This window comes from Streptomyces sp. MK7, assembly GCF_032658145.1.
Lineage (GTDB): Bacteria > Actinomycetota > Actinomycetes > Streptomycetales > Streptomycetaceae > Streptomyces > Streptomyces spiralis.
The window spans coordinates 77,189-99,796 of record NZ_JAVACL010000017.1 but is presented as its reverse complement, the minus strand read 5'-3'; the positions used below and the strand labels follow the sequence as shown (position 1 = coordinate 99,796).

General features: G+C 72.8%; 21 protein-coding genes. 10 read left to right on the top strand and 11 right to left on the bottom strand.

Annotated elements, in window-relative coordinates; translation table 11 throughout:
* Window positions 1-300: 300 nt before the first annotated feature.
* Window positions 301-1,635 (bottom strand): SpoIIE family protein phosphatase, encoded by a 1,335-nt coding sequence (locus R2S09_RS20155; RefSeq protein WP_316742440.1) that lies wholly within the window; start codon window positions 1,633-1,635, stop codon window positions 301-303.
* A 153-nt stretch (window positions 1,636-1,788) separates the two neighbouring features.
* Here R2S09_RS20155 and R2S09_RS20150 point away from each other — a divergent pair, with 153 nt between their 5' ends.
* A complete protein-coding gene (locus tag R2S09_RS20150; RefSeq protein WP_316742438.1) occupies window positions 1,789-2,601 on the top strand; it encodes an SAM-dependent methyltransferase in 813 nt (270 codons plus the stop codon).
* Window positions 2,602-2,638: 37 nt separating this feature from the next.
* Here the strand turns inward: R2S09_RS20150 and R2S09_RS20145 are convergent, their stop codons facing one another.
* Both R2S09_RS20145 and R2S09_RS20140 read right to left on the bottom strand, forming a co-directional pair.
* Window positions 2,639-4,018, bottom strand: a complete 1,380-nt coding sequence (locus R2S09_RS20145) for an NlpC/P60 family protein (protein ID WP_316742436.1) — start codon at window positions 4,016-4,018, stop codon at window positions 2,639-2,641.
* 248 nt (window positions 4,019-4,266) lie between these two features.
* Window positions 4,267-5,826, bottom strand: a complete 1,560-nt coding sequence (locus R2S09_RS20140) for a hypothetical protein (protein ID WP_399144235.1) — start codon at window positions 5,824-5,826, stop codon at window positions 4,267-4,269.
* 113 nt (window positions 5,827-5,939) lie between these two features.
* Here R2S09_RS20140 and R2S09_RS20135 point away from each other — a divergent pair, with 113 nt between their 5' ends.
* Window positions 5,940-7,202, top strand: a complete 1,263-nt coding sequence (locus R2S09_RS20135) for a molybdopterin-dependent oxidoreductase (protein WP_306189118.1) — start codon at window positions 5,940-5,942, stop codon at window positions 7,200-7,202.
* Complete coding sequence (locus R2S09_RS20130; protein WP_306189119.1) at window positions 7,202-7,717, top strand: hypothetical protein; 516 nt, start codon at window positions 7,202-7,204, stop codon at window positions 7,715-7,717. Before R2S09_RS20135 ends, R2S09_RS20130 begins: the two co-directional genes overlap by 1 nt.
* Here R2S09_RS20130 and R2S09_RS20125 read toward each other — a convergent pair.
* The 3 genes from R2S09_RS20125 to R2S09_RS20115 are packed head-to-tail and all read right to left on the bottom strand — an operon-like array spanning window position 7,606 to window position 9,931.
* Entirely contained in the window at window positions 7,606-8,577 is a 972-nt protein-coding gene (locus R2S09_RS20125; RefSeq protein ID WP_316742434.1) for a methyltransferase domain-containing protein, read from the bottom strand. The genes R2S09_RS20130 and R2S09_RS20125 overlap by 112 nt on opposite strands.
* Window positions 8,574-9,191 (bottom strand): DUF2064 domain-containing protein, encoded by a 618-nt coding sequence (locus tag R2S09_RS20120; protein ID WP_316742433.1) that lies wholly within the window; start codon window positions 9,189-9,191, stop codon window positions 8,574-8,576. Before R2S09_RS20120 ends, R2S09_RS20125 begins: the two co-directional genes overlap by 4 nt.
* Window positions 9,188-9,931, bottom strand: a complete 744-nt coding sequence (locus tag R2S09_RS20115) for a glycosyltransferase family 2 protein (RefSeq protein WP_306189122.1) — start codon at window positions 9,929-9,931, stop codon at window positions 9,188-9,190. The genes R2S09_RS20120 and R2S09_RS20115 overlap by 4 nt, the downstream gene beginning before the upstream one ends.
* 114 nt (window positions 9,932-10,045) lie before the next feature.
* On the opposite strand from R2S09_RS20115, the gene R2S09_RS20110 reads away from it, so the two are divergent.
* Both R2S09_RS20110 and R2S09_RS20105 read left to right on the top strand, forming a co-directional pair.
* The gene (locus R2S09_RS20110; protein WP_316742432.1) at window positions 10,046-10,915 is read left to right on the top strand and encodes a response regulator transcription factor; all 870 of its coding nucleotides are present in this window, start codon (window positions 10,046-10,048) and stop codon (window positions 10,913-10,915) included.
* 2 nt (window positions 10,916-10,917) lie between these two features.
* Entirely contained in the window at window positions 10,918-12,030 is a 1,113-nt protein-coding gene (locus R2S09_RS20105; RefSeq protein ID WP_306189124.1) for a sensor histidine kinase KdpD, read from the top strand.
* A 35-nt stretch (window positions 12,031-12,065) separates the two neighbouring features.
* On the opposite strand, the gene R2S09_RS20100 is transcribed toward R2S09_RS20105, so the two are convergent.
* The 3 genes from R2S09_RS20100 to R2S09_RS20090 all read right to left on the bottom strand — a co-directional run bounded on the left by R2S09_RS20100 (window position 12,066) and on the right by R2S09_RS20090 (window position 15,276).
* The gene (locus tag R2S09_RS20100) at window positions 12,066-13,088 is read right to left on the bottom strand and encodes an NAD-dependent epimerase/dehydratase family protein (RefSeq protein ID WP_306189125.1); all 1,023 of its coding nucleotides are present in this window, start codon (window positions 13,086-13,088) and stop codon (window positions 12,066-12,068) included.
* A gap of 144 nt (window positions 13,089-13,232) precedes the next feature.
* On the bottom strand, window positions 13,233-14,360 hold the full coding sequence (locus tag R2S09_RS20095) for a DUF2235 domain-containing protein (protein ID WP_316742431.1): 1,128 nt from the start codon (window positions 14,358-14,360) through the stop codon (window positions 13,233-13,235).
* A gap of 13 nt (window positions 14,361-14,373) precedes the next feature.
* Window positions 14,374-15,276 carry a DUF6424 family protein gene (locus R2S09_RS20090; RefSeq protein ID WP_316742430.1) on the bottom strand — a complete coding sequence of 301 codons (903 nt, stop codon included), beginning with the start codon at window positions 15,274-15,276 and terminating at the stop codon, window positions 14,374-14,376.
* Window positions 15,277-15,761: 485 nt separating this feature from the next.
* On the opposite strand from R2S09_RS20090, the gene R2S09_RS20085 reads away from it, so the two are divergent.
* Together R2S09_RS20085 and R2S09_RS20080 are read left to right on the top strand one after the other, a co-directional pair.
* The gene (locus R2S09_RS20085; protein WP_316742429.1) at window positions 15,762-16,355 is read left to right on the top strand and encodes a lasso peptide biosynthesis B2 protein; all 594 of its coding nucleotides are present in this window, start codon (window positions 15,762-15,764) and stop codon (window positions 16,353-16,355) included.
* 1 nt (window position 16,356) lies between these two features.
* Window positions 16,357-18,186: an asparagine synthase-related protein gene (locus tag R2S09_RS20080; RefSeq protein ID WP_306189128.1), complete on the top strand. Its 1,830-nt coding sequence runs from the start codon at window positions 16,357-16,359 to the stop codon at window positions 18,184-18,186.
* Here the strand turns inward: R2S09_RS20080 and R2S09_RS20075 are convergent.
* A complete protein-coding gene (locus R2S09_RS20075) occupies window positions 18,170-19,396 on the bottom strand; it encodes a hypothetical protein (RefSeq protein ID WP_306189129.1) in 1,227 nt (408 codons plus the stop codon). The two genes, R2S09_RS20080 and R2S09_RS20075, sit on opposite strands and share 17 nt — an antisense overlap.
* Before the next feature lie 383 nt (window positions 19,397-19,779).
* Between R2S09_RS20075 and R2S09_RS20070 the strand changes: the two genes are divergently transcribed.
* Window positions 19,780-20,139, top strand: a complete 360-nt coding sequence (locus tag R2S09_RS20070) for a hypothetical protein (RefSeq protein ID WP_306189130.1) — start codon at window positions 19,780-19,782, stop codon at window positions 20,137-20,139.
* A 31-nt stretch (window positions 20,140-20,170) separates the two neighbouring features.
* Here R2S09_RS20070 and R2S09_RS20065 read toward each other — a convergent pair whose 3' ends face one another.
* Window positions 20,171-20,389 carry a hypothetical protein gene (locus R2S09_RS20065; protein ID WP_316742427.1) on the bottom strand — a complete coding sequence of 73 codons (219 nt, stop codon included), beginning with the start codon at window positions 20,387-20,389 and terminating at the stop codon, window positions 20,171-20,173.
* 31 nt (window positions 20,390-20,420) lie between these two features.
* On the opposite strand from R2S09_RS20065, the gene R2S09_RS20060 reads away from it, so the two are divergent.
* Entirely contained in the window at window positions 20,421-21,164 is a 744-nt protein-coding gene (locus tag R2S09_RS20060; RefSeq protein ID WP_316742425.1) for an SOS response-associated peptidase, read from the top strand.
* Between the two features lie 134 nt (window positions 21,165-21,298).
* The gene (locus R2S09_RS20055) at window positions 21,299-22,486 is read left to right on the top strand and encodes an AI-2E family transporter (RefSeq protein ID WP_306189133.1); all 1,188 of its coding nucleotides are present in this window, start codon (window positions 21,299-21,301) and stop codon (window positions 22,484-22,486) included.
* Window positions 22,487-22,608 lie beyond the last annotated feature (122 nt).

Genomic DNA, 22,608 nt, shown 5'->3' with positions numbered 1-22,608 from the left:
AGTGGCCGGCCGGGCTCGCGCCCCGCGGGGGCGCACGGCGGAGACGAACCGGCCTCCGCGAACGACGCCCAGAGCACTCCGGAGGGATGGGGGCCGCCGGTCAGTTCCGCGTAGGGCCGGTCCGCCGGCGGGTGGCCGAAGGAGGGCGGCACGGCCCGAGAAGTGCTGTCCATGCCGAAGCAACGCCGGTCACCCCCCGTCCGTACGCGCCGTGGCCCGCTCCCTCACCGCATCAGGTGAGGAGACCGCTCGAACGGACGCGTCCGCTCATGCGACAAGCAGCCCGGCGGATCGCCTCGTTCACCCGGGAGTCAGCTCGGCCAGCAGCAGCGTCCGGTCGTCGCCGCCGTCGCCGGCCCCGGACTCCGTCAACAGCCGCGCGCACAGGGACGGCAGGGCGTCCGCGTGCCCGAGGTCCGGCACGGTGGCGGCGCCGGCGTCGAGGGTCCGGGCGAGACGGGAGATGCCCTCGTCGATGTCACTGGTGCGGGACTCCACCAGCCCGTCGCTGTAGAGCAGCACGAGGGCCGGTTCGGACAGGTGCAGCACCGTCGGCTCGTATCGGTCCGTGCCCAGGCCGAGAGGCAGGCCCGCGGTGGTGAGCTCGACCCGCGCCGCCGGGCCGCCGGACCCGCGGACCAGCGGGGGCGGGTGGCCCGCCCCGACGAAGGTGCAGGTGCGCAGATCCGCGTCCCACTCCGCGTACATGCAGGTGGCGAAGGAGGCGCCGGGCGTGGCGCCGGCGACCGCGTCCAGCCGGTGCATCAGTTCCGTCGGGCCGATGTCCAGCGCCGCCAGGGTACGGACGGCGGTGCGCAGCTGGATCATGGCGACGGCGGACTCCGGCCCGTGGCCCATGGCGTCGCCGACCACCATCCCGAGCCTGCGGCCGGCCCGGGGCAGCACGTCGTACCAGTCACCGCCGATGACGTTGTCCTGCCCGGCGGGCCGGTAGCCGTGGGCGACCCGGCAGCCCGCGAAGGCCTGACCGGTGTCGGGGAGCAGACTGCGGCGGATGGCCAGCGCCGTGCGGCGCTCCCGTTCGTAGCGCCGGGCGTTGTCCAGCGCCACACAGGCCCGGGCACCGAGCGACTCGACGGCGACGGCGTCGCCGCGAGCGAAGGGCTCCCGGTCCGGGCCGCGGGTGCAGGCGATGAAACCGACGGCCGTGCCGCGCAGCCGGAGCGGGACGATGAGGAAGGACACGCAGTTCAGCAGGGACTCCACCCCCGCGTCGCCGGGACCGGTCTTGCGCAGCCGTTCGAGGGTGTGCCCGTCCACACCGTCGAGCAGCTGCGACTGCCCGCAGGCGACGGCCCGCGCGTACGGTGTCTCGCGGGGGAAGACCAGGACCTCGCCGACCGGCAGCAGATGCTCCCACTCCTCCGAGGCGTCCGACCCCACGCGCAGCGCGAGCCGGCGGGCCTCGATCTGGGGCGGATCGGCCGTCCTGTGCGGCTGCTCCTCCAGCAGCCAGCGTTGCAGCAGGCACACCGAGGCCGCGTCGCAGAAGCCCGGTGCGAGGGCGTGCACGACATGACGGCCGGTCAGCCGCAGGTCGAGCTCGCTGCCGATGGCGTCGGCGGCGGGCGAGAAGTACCCGCGGTGGTATCCGCGGCGACGAGGCGGCGCCACGAGGGGAGTGCCGTCGGGTTCCGTGGGCTCACTGCGTTCGGTGTTACGCAGGGTCGTTTGCCTTCCGGGTGGGCCGGTAGCGGTGGAGTGTGCCGCGGGCAACTATATGATCCCTTGTCAAGTACAGTGGAAAATCAAGGGAGTTGATTGGCGATGCGGGACGAGGACGTGCTGCCGCGGGACGTGGATCCGGGCAAGGCCAGCGTGGCCCGGATGTACGACGCCATGCTGGGCGGCGAGCACAACTTCGCCATCGACCGGGAGGCGGTGGCCGCCTTCACGGCGATCGACCCCCAGGTGCGCACCCTGGCCCGCGCCAACCGTGCCTTCCTGGGCCGTGCGGTGCGTTTCCTGGTCGATGCGGGCGTGCGCCAGTTCATCGACCTCGGCTCCGGCATCCCCACCCAGGGCAACGTCCACGAGGTCGCCCAGGCGGGCGCGCCCGGCGCGAGGGTGGTGTACGTCGACAACGACCCGGTGGCCGTCGCGCACAGCGAGGCACTGCTCGCCGACAACGCGGACGCGACGATCGTGTCCGCCGACATCCGGCGCCCCGCCGACGTCCTGTCCTCGCCCGGCGTACGGAAACTCATCGACTTCGAGCAGCCGGTAGCCGTCCTGATGATCACGATTCTGCACTTCATCACGCGGGAGGAGGACCCGGCCGGGATCGTGGCGGCCTTCCGGGACGCGCTGCCGGAGGGCAGCTGGCTGGCCCTGACCCACGCCACGGACGAGGACCGCCCGGACACGGCCGCCGCCGTGGGGCAGCTCTACCGCGACCGGGCCACCTCCCCGGTCACCGCCCGCTCCCACGGCGAGATCGCATCCCTCTTCGACGGCTTCGACCTGGTCGAACCGGGCCTCGTCCACGTCCCGCTGTGGCGCCCCGACCGGGAGGAGGACGTCCCCGAGAACCCGTCGCGGTACTGGGTGTACGCGGGAGCCGGGCGCAAGAGCCGGTGAACACCGCGGGCGAGGGTGCGGTCCAAGGGCCGGCTCCTCAGGCGGGCCGCCTCGCGCTGTGGATGGCCTGGGGGCCCGCGAAGAAGATCGACTCCTCGCGGATCGGCGCCCCCGGGGCCGGAGCGTGGACCATCGTGCCGTTGCCCGTGTACAGCCCCACATGGCCGGCGTCGCCGTAGAAGAAGACCAGGTCTCCGGGCCGGAGTCCGGCGAGGTCGATCGCCGTGCCGGACGTGGCCTGCTGCTGGGCGGTGCGCGGCAGCGCCACCCCGGCGGCCCGCCAGGCGGCCTGGGTGAGGCTGGAGCAGTCGTAGGAGCCCGGCCCGGTCGCGCCCCAGACGCACGGCCTGCCGACCTGTGCGCGGGCGAACGCCAGCGCCCGGGCTGCCTTCCGCTCGTAGGCCGAGCCGGTGCCCGAGTCGTACGCCGGGTCGTACGTCGGTTCGGCGCCCGAGCCGGCGTCCGGCCGGATGTCCGCGCCGGTGGCCATCCCGGTGTCCGCGCCTGCGTCTGCCCAGGTGTCCGGGGCGGCGAGGGCCGGATTCGTCTCCGGCGCCGCGGGTGCGAACTCCGAGGCGGGGGCGGGCCAGGGGTCCTGAGGCGTCGTGGGCCAGGGGTCCTCGGCCGGCCGGGCTTCGACGGCGGTCGGCGCGCTCTGGAGCGCGGCCTGCCGGGACAGCAGGTCGCGTGCGTCGGAGAGTTTCCCGCGGAGCCGGTCCTTGGCGGGTCGCAGCGCCGGCTGCGGCGGCCGGGCGACGAAGCCGGACAGAGCACGGGATGTCTCGGGGCCGGCGCCGGGCGCGGCCGACGGCTCCGCGGTCGGCGCGGCGGACAACTCCCGTACGTCACTCGCCGGGGCCGGAGCCGGGGCCGAGGCTTGGGCCTGGGTCGGCAGTCCCATGGTGAGTTCCGGAAGCTGACTGGGTGTCACCGACGGTGCCACGCCCGCCGTCAGCTCCAGGAGGGGCGAGTCGGCGCCCCGCCGGCCGCTGCTGCTGAGGGCAGGCAGACCACCCGAGCCGTCACCCGGACCGCTCCCGGCCTCCGCCGTACGGGAGTTGACCGGACGGGGTCGTGGCCGTGGCGTGCGGTCGGGCGGCAGGGCCGCCGGGACGGACGGCCCGAGCTGGGCTCGGGCCGTGTCGAACCAGCGCCTGGCCACGCCGTCCAGCGCGGACGTGGACGGCCCGGAGGCGTCCTGCGGCGCGGGGGAGCCCCCCGGGCGCCGTCCCTGGTTCATCGCGCGGGTCGCGTTGTAGTTGCCGGTGGCGGTCTCGGCCTGGTCGTAGAGGCTGCTGACCCGCCGTTGGACCTCGGCGCGGCTTGGCCCGTCGGCGTTCCGGTCCGTCGACGGGGAGGAGTCACGAGGACCGGGGAGGCCGCTGCCTCCCGAGCGCGAGATGCGTTCCGGCGCCAAGGAAGACGTGCTCCTTCCGTAGGCCGCACGTGGCCCGACTCACCACGATGTCGATCGGGTGCTCGGCTCCGGCCGCCGTGGAGGCGTACCGGACTCGGCGGAGGTCGCACGATCCGACGGGACTCGCCGGAGGCAATCGTGCGGCCTGGGCGCCAACCTAGCGAACATGTGTGCCTGGTGTGAAGATTGAGGCGTGGAATGTCCGATACGTATTCGTGACCTTCTTCGCCACCCTCTTCGACGGGCGGTCACCAGCCCGTCAGCAGCAGGTGGTTGAGCAGCAGCGCGAGGACGGTCTGGGCGGCGAGCCATGCACGGGGGCGAGTCAGCAGGGCGCAGGCCGGAAGCAGCCACATCGCGAAGGGCAGCCAGATGCGCTCGGTCTCGGCCTTGCTCATGCCCGACACGTCGGCGACGAGGAGCGCCAGCAGGGCGGAGAACACGAGCACGGCGAGCCGGGCCTCGGCCCTGGAGCCGATCACGGGGCCGATCAGGGAGCCGGGTCTGGAGCCGGGCCTTGAGCCGGTCACGGAACCGGCGGTGGCACCGGCGCAGTCGCTGTCGGTGCTGTCGGTGCTGTCGGTGCTGTCGGTGCTGTCGGTGCTGTCGGTGCTGTCGGTGCTGTCGGTGCAGTCGGTGCCCCTGCCACTGTCGTCGCCGTCGGTGGCGCGGACGCGCCGGCGGGCCGGCGCGGCGCACGCCCGGCCCAGGCCGGCCGCCGTCGCAAGACCCGTGATCAGCACGGTGCACGCCAGGTTGGCCCACACCCAGTAGCCGTACGGCCGGATGCCGCCCGCGCCCTGGTAGTAGCGGGTGACCAGCAGCCGGTACGCCTCCCACCAGTCGAATCCGGCCACGGTGAACAGCACGGGGACGACGGCCAGCCCGGCCAGGAACAGCGGGAGCCCCCGCAGCAGCGTGCCCGGCCGTGCCCGCCCCAGCAGCACCACGCCCGCCCCGATCAGCGCGAACAACGTCAGGCCGTAGGAGAGATAGCAGGTCAGGCCGAACAGCAGCCCCGACCCGACGGCCGCGGCCGCCTTCCATCCGGGGCGGGCCCCTCCCCGCACCGCCAGGGCGAGCAGCGCCACGAACCAGGCGGCGACGGCCGAGAAGTATCCGTCGGCGGACGCGCCCACCCACACCGCGGCGGGCGCCGCCACCACGAACGGCGCCGCCCGGCGCGCCAGGCTCTCCCCGGCCAGCACTCGCACCGCCACCAGCACCGCCACGCACGCCGTGGTGCCGACGGTGATGCACCAGGCGCCGGCCCAGCCGCCGCCCCCCAGCCCGACGCGGTCGAGCAGCACGAACGTGAGCGTCGCTGCCGCCGGATGGCCGGAGACATGGGCCGGCCACGGGGACGGGGAGCCGATCACGATGTGGTGGGTGAAGTCGTGGAGCGTGGCCGGGATGTCGTGGAAGCGGCCGATGACCCTCAGATACTCGTTGGGGGTGGTGAGCCGGCCGGCCACGCCCCGCTGCCAGCCGTCGACGAGGGCGAGCGACCACGTCCAGGCCATGGCCGTGCCCCAGGCGGCGGCGAGCAGCGCCCGCCACGGGAGCCGCAGGGCGAGCGCCGGCCCGTGGATCACCACCGCCGCGGCCACCAGCACGGCGGCCGGGGTGCCCGGTCCCACGTGGGGGTCCCATTCGGCGAGCAGCGGGGGCCAGTGGACGAACAGCGTGTGATGGGCGGACTGGATGGGGCGGCCGACGAGGACCGCCGCCGTGACGAGCAGGACGGCGGCCGCGACGGCGTACAGGTCGCGCGGGACGCGCAGGTCGCGGAGATGAGTGCGGATCACACCGGAACGCTAGGGCGGCGGACGGCGTACGCGCGGGTCGGCGGCCCGGACGTCAGGATTTCGTCATGGGTCGCATGCCACTTTCCCGGGCGGAAGCGGCCTACCGTCGGGACATGAGCGATCGACGGCTCCCCACCTCTCCCGGCTTCTGGCGCAGCCCGCTGCGCGGTCCCTGGTTCACCTCGGTGCTCGGGCTGGTCCTGCTGGTCGGCATCACCGCGCTCTTCGTGACCGGCCTGGTGTCCTACGCCGCCTACAACCCGGGCCTCACACCCGTGAACGACCAGACCCCCGGGAAAGGGATCCTCGGGTTCTACCTCTTCGACTGGCCGACGCGTCCGCGCTGGCTGTACCGGCTCACCCAGAACGTCCACGTGACGCTCGGGATCACGCTGATCCCGGTCCTGCTGGCCAAGCTGTGGTCGGTGGTGCCCCGGCTGTTCGCGCTGCCGCCCGCCCGGTCCCTCACCCACGCCCTGGAACGGATCTCGCTGCTCCTGCTGGTCGGGGGCGTCCTGTTCGAGTTCACCACCGGGGTGCTCAACGTCCAGCTGGACTACGTCTTCCCCGGCTCCTTCTACCCGCTGCACCTCTACGGCGCCTGGGTGTTCTTCGCCGCCTTCGCCGTCCACGTGGCCCTGAAGCTGCCCGCGGCGCTGCGCAACGTGCGCCGTGCGCGGGGAACGGGCGCGGAGCCCGCGCCGCCGCGCGAGGGCGGGGACCTGGTGTCCCCGCGGCCGGACCCGCCCAGCGTGTCGCGCCGTGGGGCGCTGTGGCTGGTCGGGGGCGGCTCGCTGCTGCTGTTCGCCACCACGGCGGGCCGCGGCTTCGACGGACCGCTTCGGCGGACGGCCGTGCTGGCTCCGCACGGCGGACCCGAGCCCGGCAGCGGACCGGGCGGCTTCCAGATCAACAAGACCGCCGCGTACGCCGGGATCGACGCGGCCGAGACGAGCGAACAGGCGTGGCGGCTGGTCGTCACCGGCCGCACCGGCACCGTCCGGCTCGCCCGCGCCGATCTGCTGCGCCTGCCCCTGCACAGCTCCGCGCTGCCCATCGCCTGCGTGGAGGGCTGGTCGACCTCCGACCAGTGGTGGCGCGGCGTCCGGCTGCGCGACCTCGCGGCGCTCGTCGGGTACGAGGACCCGGCCGGCGTGCCCGACGTGCTGGTGGAGTCGCTCCAGCGGCACGGTGCCTTCCGCCGGGCCGGCCTGCGCGCCAACCAGGTGCGCGACCCGCTCTCCCTGCTCGCCCTGCAGGTCAACGGCGAGGACCTGACCCCGGACCACGGCTACCCGGCCCGGGTCATCGTGCCCGCGGCACCCGGCGTGATGAACACCAAGTGGGTGGCCCGGCTGACCTTCGGAGACCTGTGATGACCCCGCGTGTCCCTCGCCCCCTGCACACCCTCCGCCCCCTCCGCCCCCTCCGCCCCGTCCGCCTCCCGCTCGGCAGCCCGCTGCAGCTCGTGCTGCTCGCCTGCTCGTTCGCGCTGGCCGGATACGCGGGCGTGCGCCTGTTCGCCGGCGACTGGTTCGGGGTGGCGCTGTGGTTCGTGGGGGCGGCGCTGCTGCACGACCTGGTGCTGCTGCCGCTGTACGCGGCGGCCGACCGCGCCGCCCTGCGGGCCGCCGGCCGGGCCGGCCGCCGTGCGTGGGTGGCGTACGTCCGGGTCCCGGCGGTCCTGTCCGGACTGCTGCTCCTGGTGTGGTTCCCGCTGATCGCCGGGCAGGTGGACCGGCGGCGCTACCGGCTGGCCACCGGACTGTCGCCGGACGGCTACCTCGCCCGCTGGCTGCTGATCACGGCCGTGCTCTTCGGCGGCTCGGCGCTGGTCCTCGTGGTGCGGCTGCGCAGGGCGGCGAAGCACCGGCCGCCCGCCGTCCACTGATCGACGGACCGCCAGCCCGCGCGCCCGGCGTGGCGCAGCAGGGCCGGGGCGCCGACGCGCGCCCAGGGGAAGGGGGCGCCCGCGCCGCCTGCCACGTCGCTCCGGTGGACGACCTGGACCTCGACGCGCTCGTCGATGTCCACGGGCGCGGCCTCGGCGATCAGCAGACCGCCGGGCCGCAGCAGCCGGGCCAGACGGCGCAGCAGGACGCGCGGGTCACCACCGATGCCGACGTTGCCGTCCATGAGGAGCGCGGTGTCCCAACGGCCCTCACCGGGGAGCGGTTCGAAGACCGAGCGGCGCAGCGCGGGACCGCCGAGTCCCACGGTGCGGGCGACGGCGGCCTCGCTCACGTCGATGCCCAGGACGGGCCGTCCCCGCGCCGCGAGCGCCGCGACCAGCCGCCCCGGCCCGCATCCGACGTCCAGCACCGCGCCCTCGCAACGGCCCAGCACCTCCAGATCCACCGCGTCGGGCTCCGCGCACCACCGCTCCACCTCCAGAGGCAGCAGCCACCCGTCGGTCCGGCGCAGGAACAGCGGCCCCCGCCCCGCACGCAGAGCGGCGGAGTAGGGCCCGTCGGCGGTCCACTCGGGTCGGTCGGTGGTTCCTGTGTGCCCGTCCGGGCTTCTCTTGGGTGCGTCGGTGGCTCCCGTGCGCCGCTCGCGGGCCGGCGCGGGCCCGCCACCCGTGGTCCCTGCGTGTCCGTCCGCGGTCCCCGCCGGCCCGTCGGCCGTTCCGGTGCCCTCTGCGCGACGCCCTGGGCGGCCGCTCGCGGCCCACTCGGCACCGGACGCCGGTGCGGCCGCCCCGGCGCCGGCCGTACCGGTCGGCTGTGCGATCTCGTGTGCGGTGCTCATCGGCCGGTGACCGCCGTGCAGCGGGCGAGCCGTGCGGCGAAGCGGCCGTGCGGGGCGCGGGCGGCGACGGCGCGGGCGTCGGCGGCGGTGTCCACGTCGCGCAGCAGCGGCAGGTCGCGCACCCGCAGGCCCGCCGCGACGAGCCTGTCCCGCTGCACGGCGCCGGTCACGGGCGTCGACATGGGCACGCCCCGCAGCAGCTCGGGATCCGGCTCCGCCAGTCCGAGGGCCCAGAAACCGCCGTCCTCGGCGGGGCCGAACCAGGCGTCGCAGGCGGCGAAGTCGACGCTGAGCAGTTCCGGGGTCACCTGCGGGGTGTCCATGCCGATCAGCAGCGCCGGACCGGCGCAGCCCGCGAAGGCCGCGGCCAGCCGTTCGTCCAGGCCGCCCGCGCACTGCCGTACGACGTCGAAGCCGGGCGGCAGCCAGGGGCCGGGCGCGCCGTCGAGGACGAGAACGCGGCGGTCGGCAGGGGTCGCGGCCGCGGCGAGCAGGGTGTCCGCGAGGGCCGCCTCGGCGAGCTCGGCCGCCTCCCGAGGGGTGAACGGCGGTGTCAGCCGGGTCTTCACCCTCCCCGGCAGCGGTTCCTTGGCGATGATGAGCAGCGTGGTCACCGGGGCACTCCTCGGGTCGCGTGCGGGGCCGCGGGCGCGCCCGGGGCGCTGTGCGGGCCCGGTTCGGCGAGCACCCGGCGCATGTCCCGTACCGCCTGCCAGGTCCCGCGCCAGGTGCCCGTCACCTTCGAGGCGCCGGTGCGCGGCAGGTACGGCACGTCGTGCTCGGTGACGCGCCAGCCCGCGTCGGCGGCGCGCACCACCATCTGCAGCGGGTACCCGCTGCGGCGGTCGGTGAGGCCGAGGGCGAGCAGCGGCGCCCGGCGCGCCGCCCGCAGCGGGCCGAGGTCGTGCAGGCGCAGACCGGTGCGGCGGCGCAGCATCCGGGCCAGTACGAGGTTCCCCACCCGGGCGTGCGCGGGCCAGGCTCCCGGGCCCCGCGGCCGGCGGCGGCCGAGCACCAGGTCGGCCGCGCCGGAGCGCACCTCGCGGACGAAGGGCACCAGCAGCGCCGGGTCGAGCGAGCCGTCGCAGTCGCAGAAGCACACGATGTCGGCGGTGGCGGCGGTCAGCCCCGCGTGGCAGGCGGCGCCGAAACCGCGGCGCGGCTCGGACACGACGGTCGCGCCCAGCTCACGCGCCAGCTCGGCCGAGCCGTCGGTGGAGCCGTTGTCCACGACCAGGGCGCGCCAGCCCTCGGGGATGCGGGCGAGCACCCAGGGCAGGGCGCCGGCCTCGTTCAGACAGGGGAGCACCACGTCGACGTCCGGTGGTGTGGGAGAGGTCGTCACGGCTCTCACCTTACGAACGCAAAACGGGCATAAGGGATGTCGGCTCCTTACGAAACGCGGACGTCGGAGGCCGCGAAGCCACCGGCGACGGCACCACGGCGGCCGTGGTGCCAGGCTGGACGCATGCAGCAGCCGTACGAGCCCCCAGCGGGCGGTCACGACGCCGGAACCGGCGAACCCCGGACGGGCGAACCCGGCACCGGTGAATCCCGGACCGGCGAACCCCGGAGCACCGCACCCGGCACCGCCGGACGCCGCCCGGCCCCGGCCGCCCGTGTCCTGGTCGTGGAGGACGACCCGACCGTCGCCGAGGTGGTCTCCGGGTACCTCGACCGTGCCGGCCACGTCGTGGACCGGGCGGGGGACGGGCCGACCGCGCTGGCCCGCGCCGCCGCGCACTGGCCGGACCTGGTGGTGCTGGACCTGATGCTGCCCGGCATGGACGGCCTGGAGGTGTGCCGCCGGATGCGCGGGCGCGGCCCGGTGCCGGTCATCATGCTCACCGCCCGCGGCGACGAGGACGACCGCATCCTCGGGCTGGAGGTCGGCGCCGACGACTATGTGACCAAGCCGTTCAGCCCCCGCGAACTCGTCCTGCGGGTGGAGTCGGTGCTGCGCCGCACCCGGCCCGCCGCCGTGTCGCGGCCACCGGCCGCGGCCGGCCTCGCCGTCGACCCGGCCGCCCGACGCGCCACCAAGAACGGCACCGAGCTCGCCCTCACCCTGCGCGAGTTCGACCTGCTCGCCTTCTTCCTCAGGCACCCCGGCCGCGCCTTCAGCCGCGAGGACCTGATGCACGAGGTGTGGGGCTGGGACTTCGGCGACCTGTCCACGGTCACCGTCCATGTCCGGCGGCTGCGCGGCAAGGTGGAGGACGACCCGGCCCGGCCCCGCCTGATCCAGACCGTGTGGGGCGTCGGCTACCGCTTCGGCCCCACCGCGCACGAGGGCGGAGCACACAAGGGCGAAGCACACGAGGGCGAAGGGAGCTGACCGTGCGCGACATACTGCTGATCGCCCTGTACGCCTTCCTCGGCGCCTCCGCGACCGGTCTGGCCGGGGCCGCTGTGCTGCGGCTGATCCGCCGGCGCTCCCTGACCGTCTCGCTCGCCGTGGTCGCCGCTGTGGCGGTGGGCGCGATGCTCGCCGGCACCCTGGTGGTGGCGCAGGCGATGTTCCTCTCCCAGCACGACCTGTCCGTCGTCACCACCGTGGCGGCCATGGCCGCGGTGGTGTCCCTGGTCACCGCGCTGCTGCTGGGCCGCTGGGTGGTGGCCCGCAGCCGCGAACTCGCGCTGGCCGCCCGTTCGTTCGGCGACGGCGGCGACTTCGCCGCGCCCGGCACCCCGGCGACCGCGGAACTGGAGTCCCTCAGCCGCGAGCTGGCCGCCACCAGCGCGCGGCTCGCCGAGTCCAGGGAGCGCGAGCGCGCCCTGGAGTCCTCGCGCCGGGAGCTCGTCGCCTGGATCTCGCACGACCTGCGCACTCCGCTCGCCGGACTGCGCGCCATGTCCGAGGCGCTGGAGGACGGGGTCGCCACCGACCCGGACCGCTACCTGAAGCAGATGCGCGCCGAGGTGGAGCGTCTGAACGACATGGTCGGGGACCTGTTCGAGCTCTCGCGCATCCACGCCGGCAGCCTCGCCCTGACCCGCTCCCGGATCTCGCTGTACGACCTGGTCGGCGACGCCCTCGCCGGGGCTGACCCGCTGGCCAGGGAGCACGGCGTGCGCCTCGTGGGCGACCGGGTGGAGTCGGTGCCGGTCGAGGTGGACGGCAAGGAGATGAGCCGGGTGCTCGGCAACCTGCTGGTGAACGCGATCCGCCGCACACCCGCCGACGGCACGGTCGCCGTCGCCGCCGAACGCTCGCCCGAGGGCGTCGTCCTGTCCATCAGCGACGGCTGCGGCGGCATCCCCGAGGAGGACCTGCCCCGGGTCTTCGACACCGGCTGGCGCGGCACCCACGCCCGCACGCCTCCGGCCGGCGCGGGTCTGGGCCTCGCCATCGTCCGGGGCATCGTCGAGGCCCACGAGGGCCACACCGCCGTACGCAACATCCCCGGCGGGTGCCGCTTCGAGGTGACCCTCCCCACGGCGGAGAGCTGAACCGGGCCCACCCGATCGGCGCGGGAGCCGCCCGGCTACGGCATGCGGCCGTTCGGTTTCTCGTCGCGCAGGGGCGAGTCGGCGAACTCCCGCATCCCCTCCTCGAAGCCGACCTCGGGCTTCCAGCCCAGTTCGGCCCGCAGCCGTGAGGAGTCCGCGGTGATGTGCCGTACGTCGCCCAGGCGGTACTCGCCGGTGACGACGGGCTCGGGCCCGCCGTACGCGGCGGCCAGGGCCCGCGCCATCGCGCCGACGGTGTGCGGCTCCCCGCTGCCGGTGTTGTAGACGGTGAGCGCGCCCCGCGGCGGCTCCGCCTCCAGCGCAGCGACGTTGGCCGCGGCCACGTCCCGTACGTGCACGAAGTCGCGCCGCTGCCGGCCGTCCTCGAACACGCGCGGCGCCTCGCCCCGGGCCAGCGCGGAGCGGAAGAAGGACGCGACGCCCGCGTACGGGGTGTCACGGGGCATCCGGGGCCCGTACACATTGTGGTAGCGCAGCGAGACCGCCGCCCCCTCCGTCGACCGCGCCCACGCGGCCGACAGGTGCTCCTGGGCCAGCTTGGTGGCCGCGTAGACGTTCCTCGGATCGGGCGGGGCGTCCTCACCGACCAGTCCGGGACGCAGCTCCCGCCCGCACCTCGGGCACACCGGTTCGAACCGGCCCGCGTCCAGGTCGCGCACGGCCCGCGGACCCGGCCGTACGGCGCCGTGCTCCCGGCACTCGTACCGTCCCTCCCCGTACACCACCATCGACCCGGCCAGCACCAGGCGCCGTACGCCCGCCTCGGCCATCGCGGCGAGCAGGACGGCGGTCCCGAGATCGTTGCGGGAGACGTACTCCGCCGCGTCCAGGACGCCGTTGCCGAGGCCGACCATCGCCGCCTGGTGGCACACGGCGTCCACCCCCGACAGCGCACGGCCGACCGCCTCCGGGTTCCGCACATCCGCACCCGCGGCCGTGCTCACGTCGAACACGACGGCTTCGTGCCCGCGCTTCGTCAGCGCCTGAACGACATGGGACCCGATGAACCCGGCACCGCCGGTGACCAGTACGCGCATACGGCCCACGCTAGGCCGCCGACGGCACCGCACCGCACGAACGCGCCGGTCACGTCATCACTCCGTAAGGCCCCACCACCACGCCGCTCACCAGCTCGGCCTCGCGACGTTCCCGCAGGACCGGCTGCGTCACCTGCCGTAGCGTCAGGTGGCAGTATGGGCACACGTGTTCTTGGTCCACTCCAGGTCGGCCCAGCGTCCTGTCTCCTGCGGACCGGGGAGATCGGGGCGGTAGCCGGGATCGCGCTCGCGCCGCACCCTGACGCTCGCGTGCAACAGCGCGTCCTTCGGCACGGGGCGTGCGCGTCGGCCCGCCAGTGTCCACAGCAGTCCGTTGCCATGGACGGGTGCGTCGGCGAAGTCCTCGGTCAGGGTGCAGGCTTCGTCGTACGCGTCGGGGACGAAGTCCAGCTCCTGACGGACACCGTCGACGATCCATTTCAGGGATACGGAGGAGAGCAACGGCGCGCCCGCGGCATGTGCGAAGGTGCCGCCCACATCGGAGTGGGCCCCGGCGAACCACACCTCTTGAGCCGTGTCCCGAAGAGGGCCTTCGCGTGCTGTGATGAGGTACTCGCGGTAAGGGCGGCGCTTTTCGTCGAGGGATACGGCATGGCGGATGCGTGCCACGTTGGGCAGTTGACGGGTGTAGGGCCAGTGCAGATTGCCCAGGCGGAGCAGACCGGCCGCTTTCACCGTGTCCCATACGCCGAGATATGCGACAGGCAGTGCGTGGTGTGAGATTTGCCGCGGGTCGTTCTGCTTCACCGTGGCCCACAGCGGCTCGGTCTCGGTCCTTCGGCAGAACGCGTGCGAGAAACGGGCGACCTGCTCCTGGCTCGCCTCGATGTCCTGGTTGAACGCGTACTTCCCCGCGGCGTACGCGACCAGGTTTTCCGAGCCGGGGCGCATGAGTCCGGGTTTGTTGAGCATTCCCACCAGTGCGCGAGCTGTGTACGCGCCGCGGCTGAACCCGAAGACGTACACCCGGTCGCCCGGCTGCCAGTGCTGCATCAAGTAGGTGTACGCCTCGGCGAGGTTGGCCTTCAGCCCGGTGCCGAACGCGAGTCCGCACATGCGGGAGAGCCGGCGGCCGGCCGGTCCGCGTGCGGTGCCCGCCGACATGGTCCCCACGCCCGGATCGTAGTAGAGCAGCTGCCGTTCGGGGCGGTCCGCCTCGAGCATCTCGAACAGCCTGACCACGTTGGTGGGGTGACTGGCCCCCACCTGGTTGCCCGAGCCGTCGAGACAGATGACGATACTGCGCGGCATCTCCGCTCCTCGACTACCCGGAACGGTCGGAGGCCCGCCGGGGCGCCCGAGTCCGCCGCGAGGTGACCAGCGGGCCGGTCGCAGTGCGCCGCTCGGGCTCGATCTGCTGGGCGAAGGCCTCCAGCGCGACAGAGCTGTTGGGCGGCAGCACCGCCATCTTCCCCTGCTCCTGCGCTTGCAGGAACGCCCCTGCCGCCTCGCTCTCCTCCGGCACGTGGACCAGGCGCACGTGACCGTCGCCCGAGCCCCGCCGGTCCACCGGGGCGACGGCGCCGTGCGTCCCGTCGGGCAGCGTCACCCACAGCTCGAAGTCCTCGTACCGGACGAAGTCCGCGCCCTTCACGGGCCAGGGGTAGTGGTGCTCCCCGGGAACCTGGGGCAGGACTCCCTGGTGGTTGCCGTGGCTCATCGGCACACAGGCGTTGAACAGGCAGTCGGTCCACCGTTCGACGCCGTCGGCGTCCGTGACCGGAGTGCGGAGCAGGTCCGCCGCCTCCTCGTAGCCGAGCGCCGCCAGAGCGGACAGGGTGAGCGGGAAGGCGTCGACCAGCTCGGCCGCGTCCCGGCGCAGCCGGTCGACCTTCGACGGCTCGGCGCAGAACTGCATGCTCCACTCGATTCCGACCCTGGCGCGGTACATTCGCCAGCCGTTGCTCCCCTTGACCCACAGGCTTCCGCCGTGGTGCATCTCCCAATGCTGGGTGCCGGACGGCTGGTGCCCATACGGCAGGTCGTCATCGCTCATGTCGGCGAGAATCTTGTGTGCGGTCTTCTTGGCCGCGCAGAAGTAAGCCGATTCGTAGCGCTTGGGGTGATCCACCAAGCGTATCTTCCAGGGGTGGTTCTCGGACTCCACGCCGCCGAGTTTCAGCCCGGCAGGAGTCCTGTGCGGTGCTGCCGCACCCGCAGTGGTCATGATGGTTCTCCTCGCGCCGACCGCACATCACGGGACCATCGGATGCTGTCCGGGCCGGCTGAGCACCCTTCAGTGAGGTGGTGGTATCAGTGATGCGGTGATACACGCGCGCTCTGCAAAAGCCTATTCCCGCTGCTACGGCGTCGCAACTACCGCGTGGCGCCTGGTAGTGACCCGTTCAACAACGCCGGCGGACGCCATGAAACGGCCCCGGGCGCATCGCGCTTGCGGGACAATCGGCGCGGAGGGAGCCTGGAAGTGATGGCCTCTGCCTGATTCTGGAGGTAGGCGAATGTTTCTCCGACTGCTGCGGCTTCACAAGCCGCATCGGCTCGTCCGTCTCGGCAACGGCCGTCGGATCCGGGGCTTCAGCGGTGGATTCTACGACGGTCACGGGTACCACGGCTGACACCGTTCAGGACGGAAATCCGGGAGGATGTGCGGTGACAGAAGACGCCGATGCCGACACCGATGCCCTGACGGCCATGGCACGAATTCTGTCACCGCATTGCCGTGTCACCCGGATGTCCAGCGGTGTGCTGATCGCGGACTGGAAGCGGACGCGTTTTCTCGGGATGACGACGGCGGATGTCCAGACGTTCGGTGAGGCAAGTCCGGGGGAGCACGGTGAACTTGTCACCGAACTCGTTCGCGCCGGGTGCGCTGACCACCGCCCGAAGGAGCATTCGGACATCGGCGTCGGGTCCTGGCTGCGGGGAATACATCTGCTGATCCGGACCACGGGATTCGGTGGTGCCCTTCGGCTGCTGTCCCTGGCGGCTCCGGGTTACATCCGTGCGGACCCTGCCCCCGCAGAAGAGGTACTACGACTGAAACGAGCGGTGCAGTCCCACAGCCGCAGAAGCTGGCTGGTCAACGGCGACTGCAAGTCCGAGGCCGTGACGGCCTTCGTCCTGCTGCGCCGGCGAGGGCTGAAGGCCACGCTCCACGTCGGGGTGCGCGAACACCCCTTCGCCATGCACGCCTGGACGACCTCGGCCGGGCTGAGCATCCCCGACGCCGACCCGCGCGGGCACGCGTTCACACCGGTGCTCTCGATCGACTGCGGAGGACAGTGACATGGATGCGCTCCGCCTCGAGTGGGTGGGGGGCGCACCGAAGCTTTGGACCGACGAGACCATGGAGCGTCAGGGACTCGTCACGACGGTCACCTCGCGGGTCGCCGTCGCCGCCGTCGTCGGCTGGGTCGGCTCGGCACGAGACCGAATGGCGTGCGCACGCCGCCTCCTCGAGGACTTCGGCCGACGGGGCGCCGCCCTCCCGCTGCCGGCGGGTGGTGACTACGCGGCCGTTCTGGCGTGCCGCGACCGCATCCTGGTGATGCGGGACGAGCAGGCGCGCATCCCCTTGTTCCTCAGGGAGTCCGGTGGCCGCGTGAGCGCCGTAGGCACCTCGGCCCGCGCCTTGGGGAGCGTCACTGAGCTGGAACCGCGCTACTTCTGCCGATACCTCACCGGGAACATGGCGCAACAGCACACGGACCTCACCCCGTTCGCCGGGGTGCACCGCGTCCTCGGCGGCGAGATGGTGGAGCTCTCGGTCACCGGGCGCATACGCGGCCGGACGCTGGGAGGCGACCGTCGGGTCTGGGCCCCCGACCCGCCCGCGCCGGCAGCGGACGGACCCCACGCCCGCCGGGCCGCCGCCCAGGATCTGCGCCTCGCTCTGGAGAACGCCGTCGGCCGCCGTATGGGCACGAATACCGCATGCCACGTGTCCGGCGGCACCGACTCCACCAGTGTCGCGCTGCTCGCCGCGGACCTGCCGGCCGCGGGACGGGCGGACCCCGGGGAGCTTGTCCTGCTCGCCGGGCGTTTCTCCGGGGGAGAGCTGGCGGGGGAGCAGCCGTACCTCCATGCGGCGTTGGAGGCGATCCGCCGTCACGCCCCGGCGGCCCGACCGGTGCTCGTCGATGCCGACGACGTGGCCGACTTCGACGACTTCCAGCACCACGCGGGAGACACCGACGAGCCTCATGGGCACGCCTTCCGCGCCCCGTTCTGGGCCCGGCTTCACGCCGCTGCCGCCGAGCTGGGCTGTGACACCCTGCTGACCGGTTGCGGGGCCGATCCCATTGTCGACGCCAACCCGTTTCACCTGCACAGACTCGCCCGCACGGGACGGCTCCGACAGTTGGCCGGGCAGGCGCGCGCCTGGGCCGCGGGGAGCGATCGGGGCTCGAGGGACATCGTCCAGGCATACGTCGTGCAGCCGGCACTTCCGCTGGCAGCCGAACGGATCACAGCGCTCGTCCGCGGCGGAACGGCGCTCGGCGGTGTCGGCACCTTCAACCGTCCCCGGTGGCTGCGTTCCGGATTCGCGCGCGCTCACGGCTATCGTGAGGCCAGCATCGCGGAGAGCCGCTTCGTGTTCGGGCGCAAGCCGGAACAGTCGCTCTACGACGCGGCCAACTACCTCGCCGCTCCGGACCCGCTGTCCTGGCACCGAGCGCGACAGGACGGATTCTTCCTCACGCACCCCTTCCTTGACCCGGAGGTCGTCGCCACGATGCGGCGCCTCCCCGTCGACGTCGCATTCGATCCAGGTCGTCCCAAGGTGCTTCTGCGTGAGGCGATGGCGGACCTGCTCCCGGCGCGGATCCACAGCAGGGCGGTCAAGACCCCGTTCAACGAGCTTTATGTCCGCGGCCTGCGGACCCACGGCGAGGAACTCGTCGACCTGTGCCGCTCCGCCCGGCATCCGCTGATCCCGGAAATGTTCGATGTCGAGACGCTGTGCCAGGCGGTGCGGGAGGCCCAGCTCGGCATCGGGGACTCCTACGCCTGCGATCGTGTGAACAGCTCGCTGGCTCTGGTGATGTGGCTGGAACGCCTGGACCGGCGCTCCGGCGCGGTCCGCCCGGCCGTTCCCGTCATTGCCGGCTCTTGATGTCCCACAGGGTGCGTTCGACCGGGCCCGCGAAGGCGTCCACGAGACCGTACCGGCTGTTCAGCTCTGTTTGTTCCTCCCCGTTCACCTGGTGGCCCTCCTCACCCTTTGGTGCAACGACTGACGAGACACTGGAGCCGTGCGCGCCGAATTCCCAGTAGACGGTCACGTACCGCGGGTCCCTCGTGTACTTGTCAATCGAGTTGTTCTCGTCCACCCTGGCCTGGTAGACGAGGGTGTCGAGGCCGCTTTTCTCCTGCTTCTTCACCCATACGGGCACGTTGCTCCCCTTCCAGGAATATGCCTTGAACTGAAGCGGTGACTTGAGGCCCAGCCGGTCCTTGCGGGCGAGGCTCGCGCTGGCATACATCGCCACCTGGTCGTAGGGCGTGTCGATGGGCAGTTGCACCATTACTCGTATGGAGAACACATCGCCCGGATCGATCCACGCCCCAGGGTCGATCCATGGCTGCGCTTGCACCAGCTGACCGGGCTGGTGGATCTCCCGGCGGGAGAGCGGGTTCTTCTCCTGGGAGATGGCCCACTTTTCGGCATCGGCTCGCCACTGCTGGCGAAGCCTGTCTGTCTTGCTCAGCGGCACGTGTTCGGCCATGGCATGGAATTCGGTGCCCAGCACGTAGAAAGCCACGGCGCCGTGATTCTCGAACGTGATGTCGACCGGTATGGCAAATGCCTTTCCGTCTTGACTCACGTCGGGCTTACCCGTGGACAACTTGAGGAGGGGTCTGGTCTCACGCTGGTTCGGCTGGTACAGGTTCTGGTAACCGAAATTGGCGATCGTGATGACCGAGGAGACGATCACCGCCGCGGCCACTCGCTTCGGAGCCGGAATCACGACCGATGTCCGCCACACCGCGACGACAGCCCATGCCGAACCCGCCGTGAGCGCGGCGAAGAGCGCTGAGTAGGTCGTGGAATCGCCGTACTTCGTCGTCTCGACCAGGAGAAAGAGGTTGGTCAAAAAGGCCGCGAACGCTCCGATCAGCACGATCGCGCCGGAGTAGGGGAAGCTGCGCCAGAGCCAGTGGTCCAAGGCCGCGGCGGCCCCCAGCAAGGTGGTGAGCGCGACGGCGATGAGGACCGCGCCGGTGATACGCCCGGGGAAGGTCAGGGCGTGGAACAGGTCGTCAACGCCCAACAGACTCAGCGGAAGGGTCGTCAGGAGGAGGACCAGCACGATCACCGCCATGGTCACCCGGGACCGCGGGGTTCTCGGCGGTGGCCGGCGCACCTTCAGGCGCGAGTTGGAGCGAGGCCTGGGGGGAGTCTTCAAGCGATCACCTCCTGCGGCCACCGCACCAGGGGAACCGCACGTGCGAAGCACGGACCCAGGAGACCTGCCGCCGCGCCACGGGCTCGGGTTTCATCGTCACCGTTGATCCATGGCATCGCCATCCAGATGCCGCTGAACGTGGGAGCTGGGGGGCCGTCGAATACCTGGATCGGTTTTCGTCACCCGTTCGGCCGCTTGTCCGTCGCTCAGTCCGCCGCCACGTACACACTGGCCATGGGCCACAGTGCCCGCCCGTTCGTCCGCCGCCACGACCGGCCGGAGTGGAGCCTCACCCCCCGGTGTCGGGATTGACAGCGGGCTGCCAGGGCCTCGTACTGAACACGAGGGACCCCTGGCCAAAGGTTCCCTGGGGGGATTCCGCGATCCGTAATCTCTCACTCTCCGCCCCCGCGGAGGAACGACGGTTCGGCATCGCCGGCTCCGACCCGGCCGGCGGCACGCTCCGGCCTGCCGACCCCGAGCGGGTCGCCGCGTCGTATCTCGAGGACCTCTTCCGCCGCGGCCGTGTCCATGTGCCCGAGGAGCACCGCTCCGACGTGTCGTTGAGCGACGACAACCCCTCCCGGCTCAAGACGCACGAGATCACGCGGAGCTCGGCCGGCGAGGGTCTCGCCCTGGTGCGGAAGTGCTTCGACTGAGCAGGTAGCGGTACCGGTGGATTCGGCTGGATCAGTGGAAGAAGCGGAGACGGCGGACGGTGAGCCGGCCGTCGTCCCCGCGCCTGACGACGTGCGTCGTTCTCGGCGTCGGCTCCTCTCCCTCGAACACCGCCTCGCCCCGCGCCAGCAGGTCGCCGATGAACTTCTCGGTCGCCCGGCGCTCGGCGGCGTCCTCGCTCTGTCCGCCTTCTTCCGGGTTCTTCGCGCCCTCGTCACTGTTCGCGCTCATACGGGGCACTCTATTCCGCAGGTGGCTTGATATGTGCGGTCGCTATGTCTCCACACGCAGCCCCGAAGACCTGGTCCGGCACTTCCGGGTCACCGAGTGGCGTCCGGAGGAGGCGCTGGAGCCGAGCTGGAACGTCGCCCCCACCGACCCGGTGTGGGCCGTGCTGGAGCGCACCCCGCGGGAGGAGCGGGACGCGGGCTCGGTGCGCCGGGAGCTGAGGGCGCTGCGCTGGGGGCTGGTTCCGTCCTGGGCGAAGGACCTGCGGATCGGCGCACGACTGATCAACGCGCGGGTCGAGACCGTGCACGAGAAACCCGCCTTCCGCCGTGCCTTCGTCAAACGCCGCTGCCTGCTGCCCGCCGACGGCTTCTACGAGTGGCAGCAGGTCAGGGCGAAGGACACCGGCAGGACCCGCAAACAGCCGTACTTCATCCGCCCCGAGGACGGCGGGGTGATGGCGCTGGCCGGCCTCTACGAGTACTGGCGCGACCCGGAGGTGGCGCGGGACGACGACCCCGCCGCCTGGGTGACGACCTGCACCGTCCTGACCACCGAGGCCACCGACGCGGCCGGCCGCGTGCACCCGCGCATGCCGCTCGCCCTCACCCCGGACCACTACGACGCCTGGCTCGACCCCGGCCACCAGGACCCCGGCGGGCTGCGGGCGCTGCTCGGCCCTCCGGGGGACGGCCATCTGGACGCACGGCCCGTTTCCCCGGCCGTCAACGACGTCCGCAACAACGGGCCGGGCCTGCTGGAGAATCCCGCGCCGTGACCGGCGCCCACCTGCGCCGGACGGGAAGCCGTGTCCCCCGATGACCGGCGCCCTGGCGCGTTGCGCCCGGACACCCGTCCGGGCGGCCCGTACCGTGCTGTGGACGTGACCGTCGGGCGGCAACGGGAGGCGCGGTGACGCGAGCGGGCGGTCCGGCGTCCGGGCGGCGCCGCGGGCGCCGGGCGGGCGGGGTGGTGCCGGGCAGCCGGCCGGCGCACTCCGTGCGGCTGCCGCCGCGCTCCCGCTCCGGCCCGGCGGCCCCGGCCGCCGAGCACCCCCGGGCCGAGCGCACCGTACCCTGGCTGCGCGTCGCCGCCGCCTACGCCTGGCGGCTCATCCTCGTCGGCATCGTCGTGTACGGCGTCTTCACGATCCTCGGCCGCTTCCAGCTCGTCGCGGTGGCCGTTTTCATCGCGCTCGTCGTCACCTCGGTCCTGCGCCCCCTCGCCGACCTGCTGAACCGTCTGCTGCCGCGGCCGCTGTGCGTCGCCGTGGTCCTGGTGGGCAGCATGCTGCTGGCGTCCGCCCTGCTCGCCTTCGTGGGCGAGGCGGTCGCGGGGGAGTGGACACAGCTGGCGAAGGAGCTGAGCGGTGGCATCCACCGGATCGAGCGGTGGCTCCAGGGCCCGCCGTTCCGGATCAGTCCCGGACGGCTCACCGCCCTCCACGACCAGCTCCTGGCCTACCTGTCCGCGCACCGGGCGAGCCTGCTCAACAGCGCGCTCAGCGGCCTGGGCCGGATCGTCGAGCTGGTCACCGCGGGTGCACTGGCGCTGTTCACCTCCGTGTTCTTCATCCACTCAGGAGAACGCCTGTGGCGCTGGGCGCGCGACGTGCTGCTGCCCGCAGGCGCCCGGCCGGTGTGGGACCGGGCCGGGCACGCCGCCTGGCGTGCCTTCGCCGGGTACACGCGCGGCATCATCATCGTGGCCGCCACCAACGCCGTACTGGTCGGCGTCGCCCTGGTCCTGCTGCGCGTGCCGCTCGCCCTGCCGCTGACGCTGCTGGAGTTCTTCGCGACGTTCGTGCCGCTGGTGGGCTCGCCGGTCGCGCTCGGCGTGGCCACGGTGGTCGCCCTGGCCGGGCGCGGCCCGATCACGGCGCTGGCCGTGCTGCTGCTCATCGTCGTCATCGGCCAGCTCGAAGGGCACGTCCTGCATCCCCTGGTGATGGGCTGGTCGGTCCGCCTGCACCCGCTCGTCGTCGCCGTGTCCGTCATCGCCGGCAGCATCGTCGCCGGTGTGATCGGGGCCGTCGTCGCCGTCCCGTTCGTCTCGGTCGTCTGGGCGGTCCTGTCGGCGCTGCGGCCCGCACCGCCCTAGTGCCGCGGCAGGCGACGTTCGCCCGTCAAGGAGTGGCGTCCGGTGCGTGCTCCGGGGGTCTCCCCGGCCGAAGGCGGGGGAGTGCCGGGTGCGAGCCCTCGTACTGGACGTTCCTGGGCTTG

Bases quoted from the DNA above. Each gene is read 5' to 3' on its own strand.
- R2S09_RS20135 (WP_306189118.1), top strand. From the start codon at position 5,940: ATGAGCGATCGACGGCTCCCCACCTCTCCCGGCTTCTGGCGCAGCCCG.
- R2S09_RS20075 (WP_306189129.1), bottom strand. From the start codon at position 19,396: ATGGCGGTGATCGTGCTGGTCCTCCTCCTGACGACCCTTCCGCTGAGT.
- R2S09_RS20095 (WP_316742431.1), bottom strand. From the start codon at position 14,360: ATGCCGCGCAGTATCGTCATCTGTCTCGACGGCTCGGGCAACCAGGTG.
- R2S09_RS20150 (WP_316742438.1), top strand. From the start codon at position 1,789: ATGCGGGACGAGGACGTGCTGCCGCGGGACGTGGATCCGGGCAAGGCC.
- R2S09_RS20090 (WP_316742430.1), bottom strand. From the start codon at position 15,276: ATGACCACTGCGGGTGCGGCAGCACCGCACAGGACTCCTGCCGGGCTG.
- R2S09_RS20085 (WP_316742429.1), top strand. From the start codon at position 15,762: ATGGCACGAATTCTGTCACCGCATTGCCGTGTCACCCGGATGTCCAGC.
- R2S09_RS20100 (WP_306189125.1), bottom strand. From the start codon at position 13,088: ATGCGCGTACTGGTCACCGGCGGTGCCGGGTTCATCGGGTCCCATGTC.
- R2S09_RS20125 (WP_316742434.1), bottom strand. From the start codon at position 8,577: ATGAGCACCGCACACGAGATCGCACAGCCGACCGGTACGGCCGGCGCC.
- R2S09_RS20060 (WP_316742425.1), top strand. From the start codon at position 20,421: ATGTGCGGTCGCTATGTCTCCACACGCAGCCCCGAAGACCTGGTCCGG.
- R2S09_RS20065 (WP_316742427.1), bottom strand. From the start codon at position 20,389: ATGAGCGCGAACAGTGACGAGGGCGCGAAGAACCCGGAAGAAGGCGGA.
- R2S09_RS20080 (WP_306189128.1), top strand. From the start codon at position 16,357: ATGGATGCGCTCCGCCTCGAGTGGGTGGGGGGCGCACCGAAGCTTTGG.
- R2S09_RS20110 (WP_316742432.1), top strand. From the start codon at position 10,046: ATGCAGCAGCCGTACGAGCCCCCAGCGGGCGGTCACGACGCCGGAACC.
- R2S09_RS20130 (WP_306189119.1), top strand. From the start codon at position 7,202: ATGACCCCGCGTGTCCCTCGCCCCCTGCACACCCTCCGCCCCCTCCGC.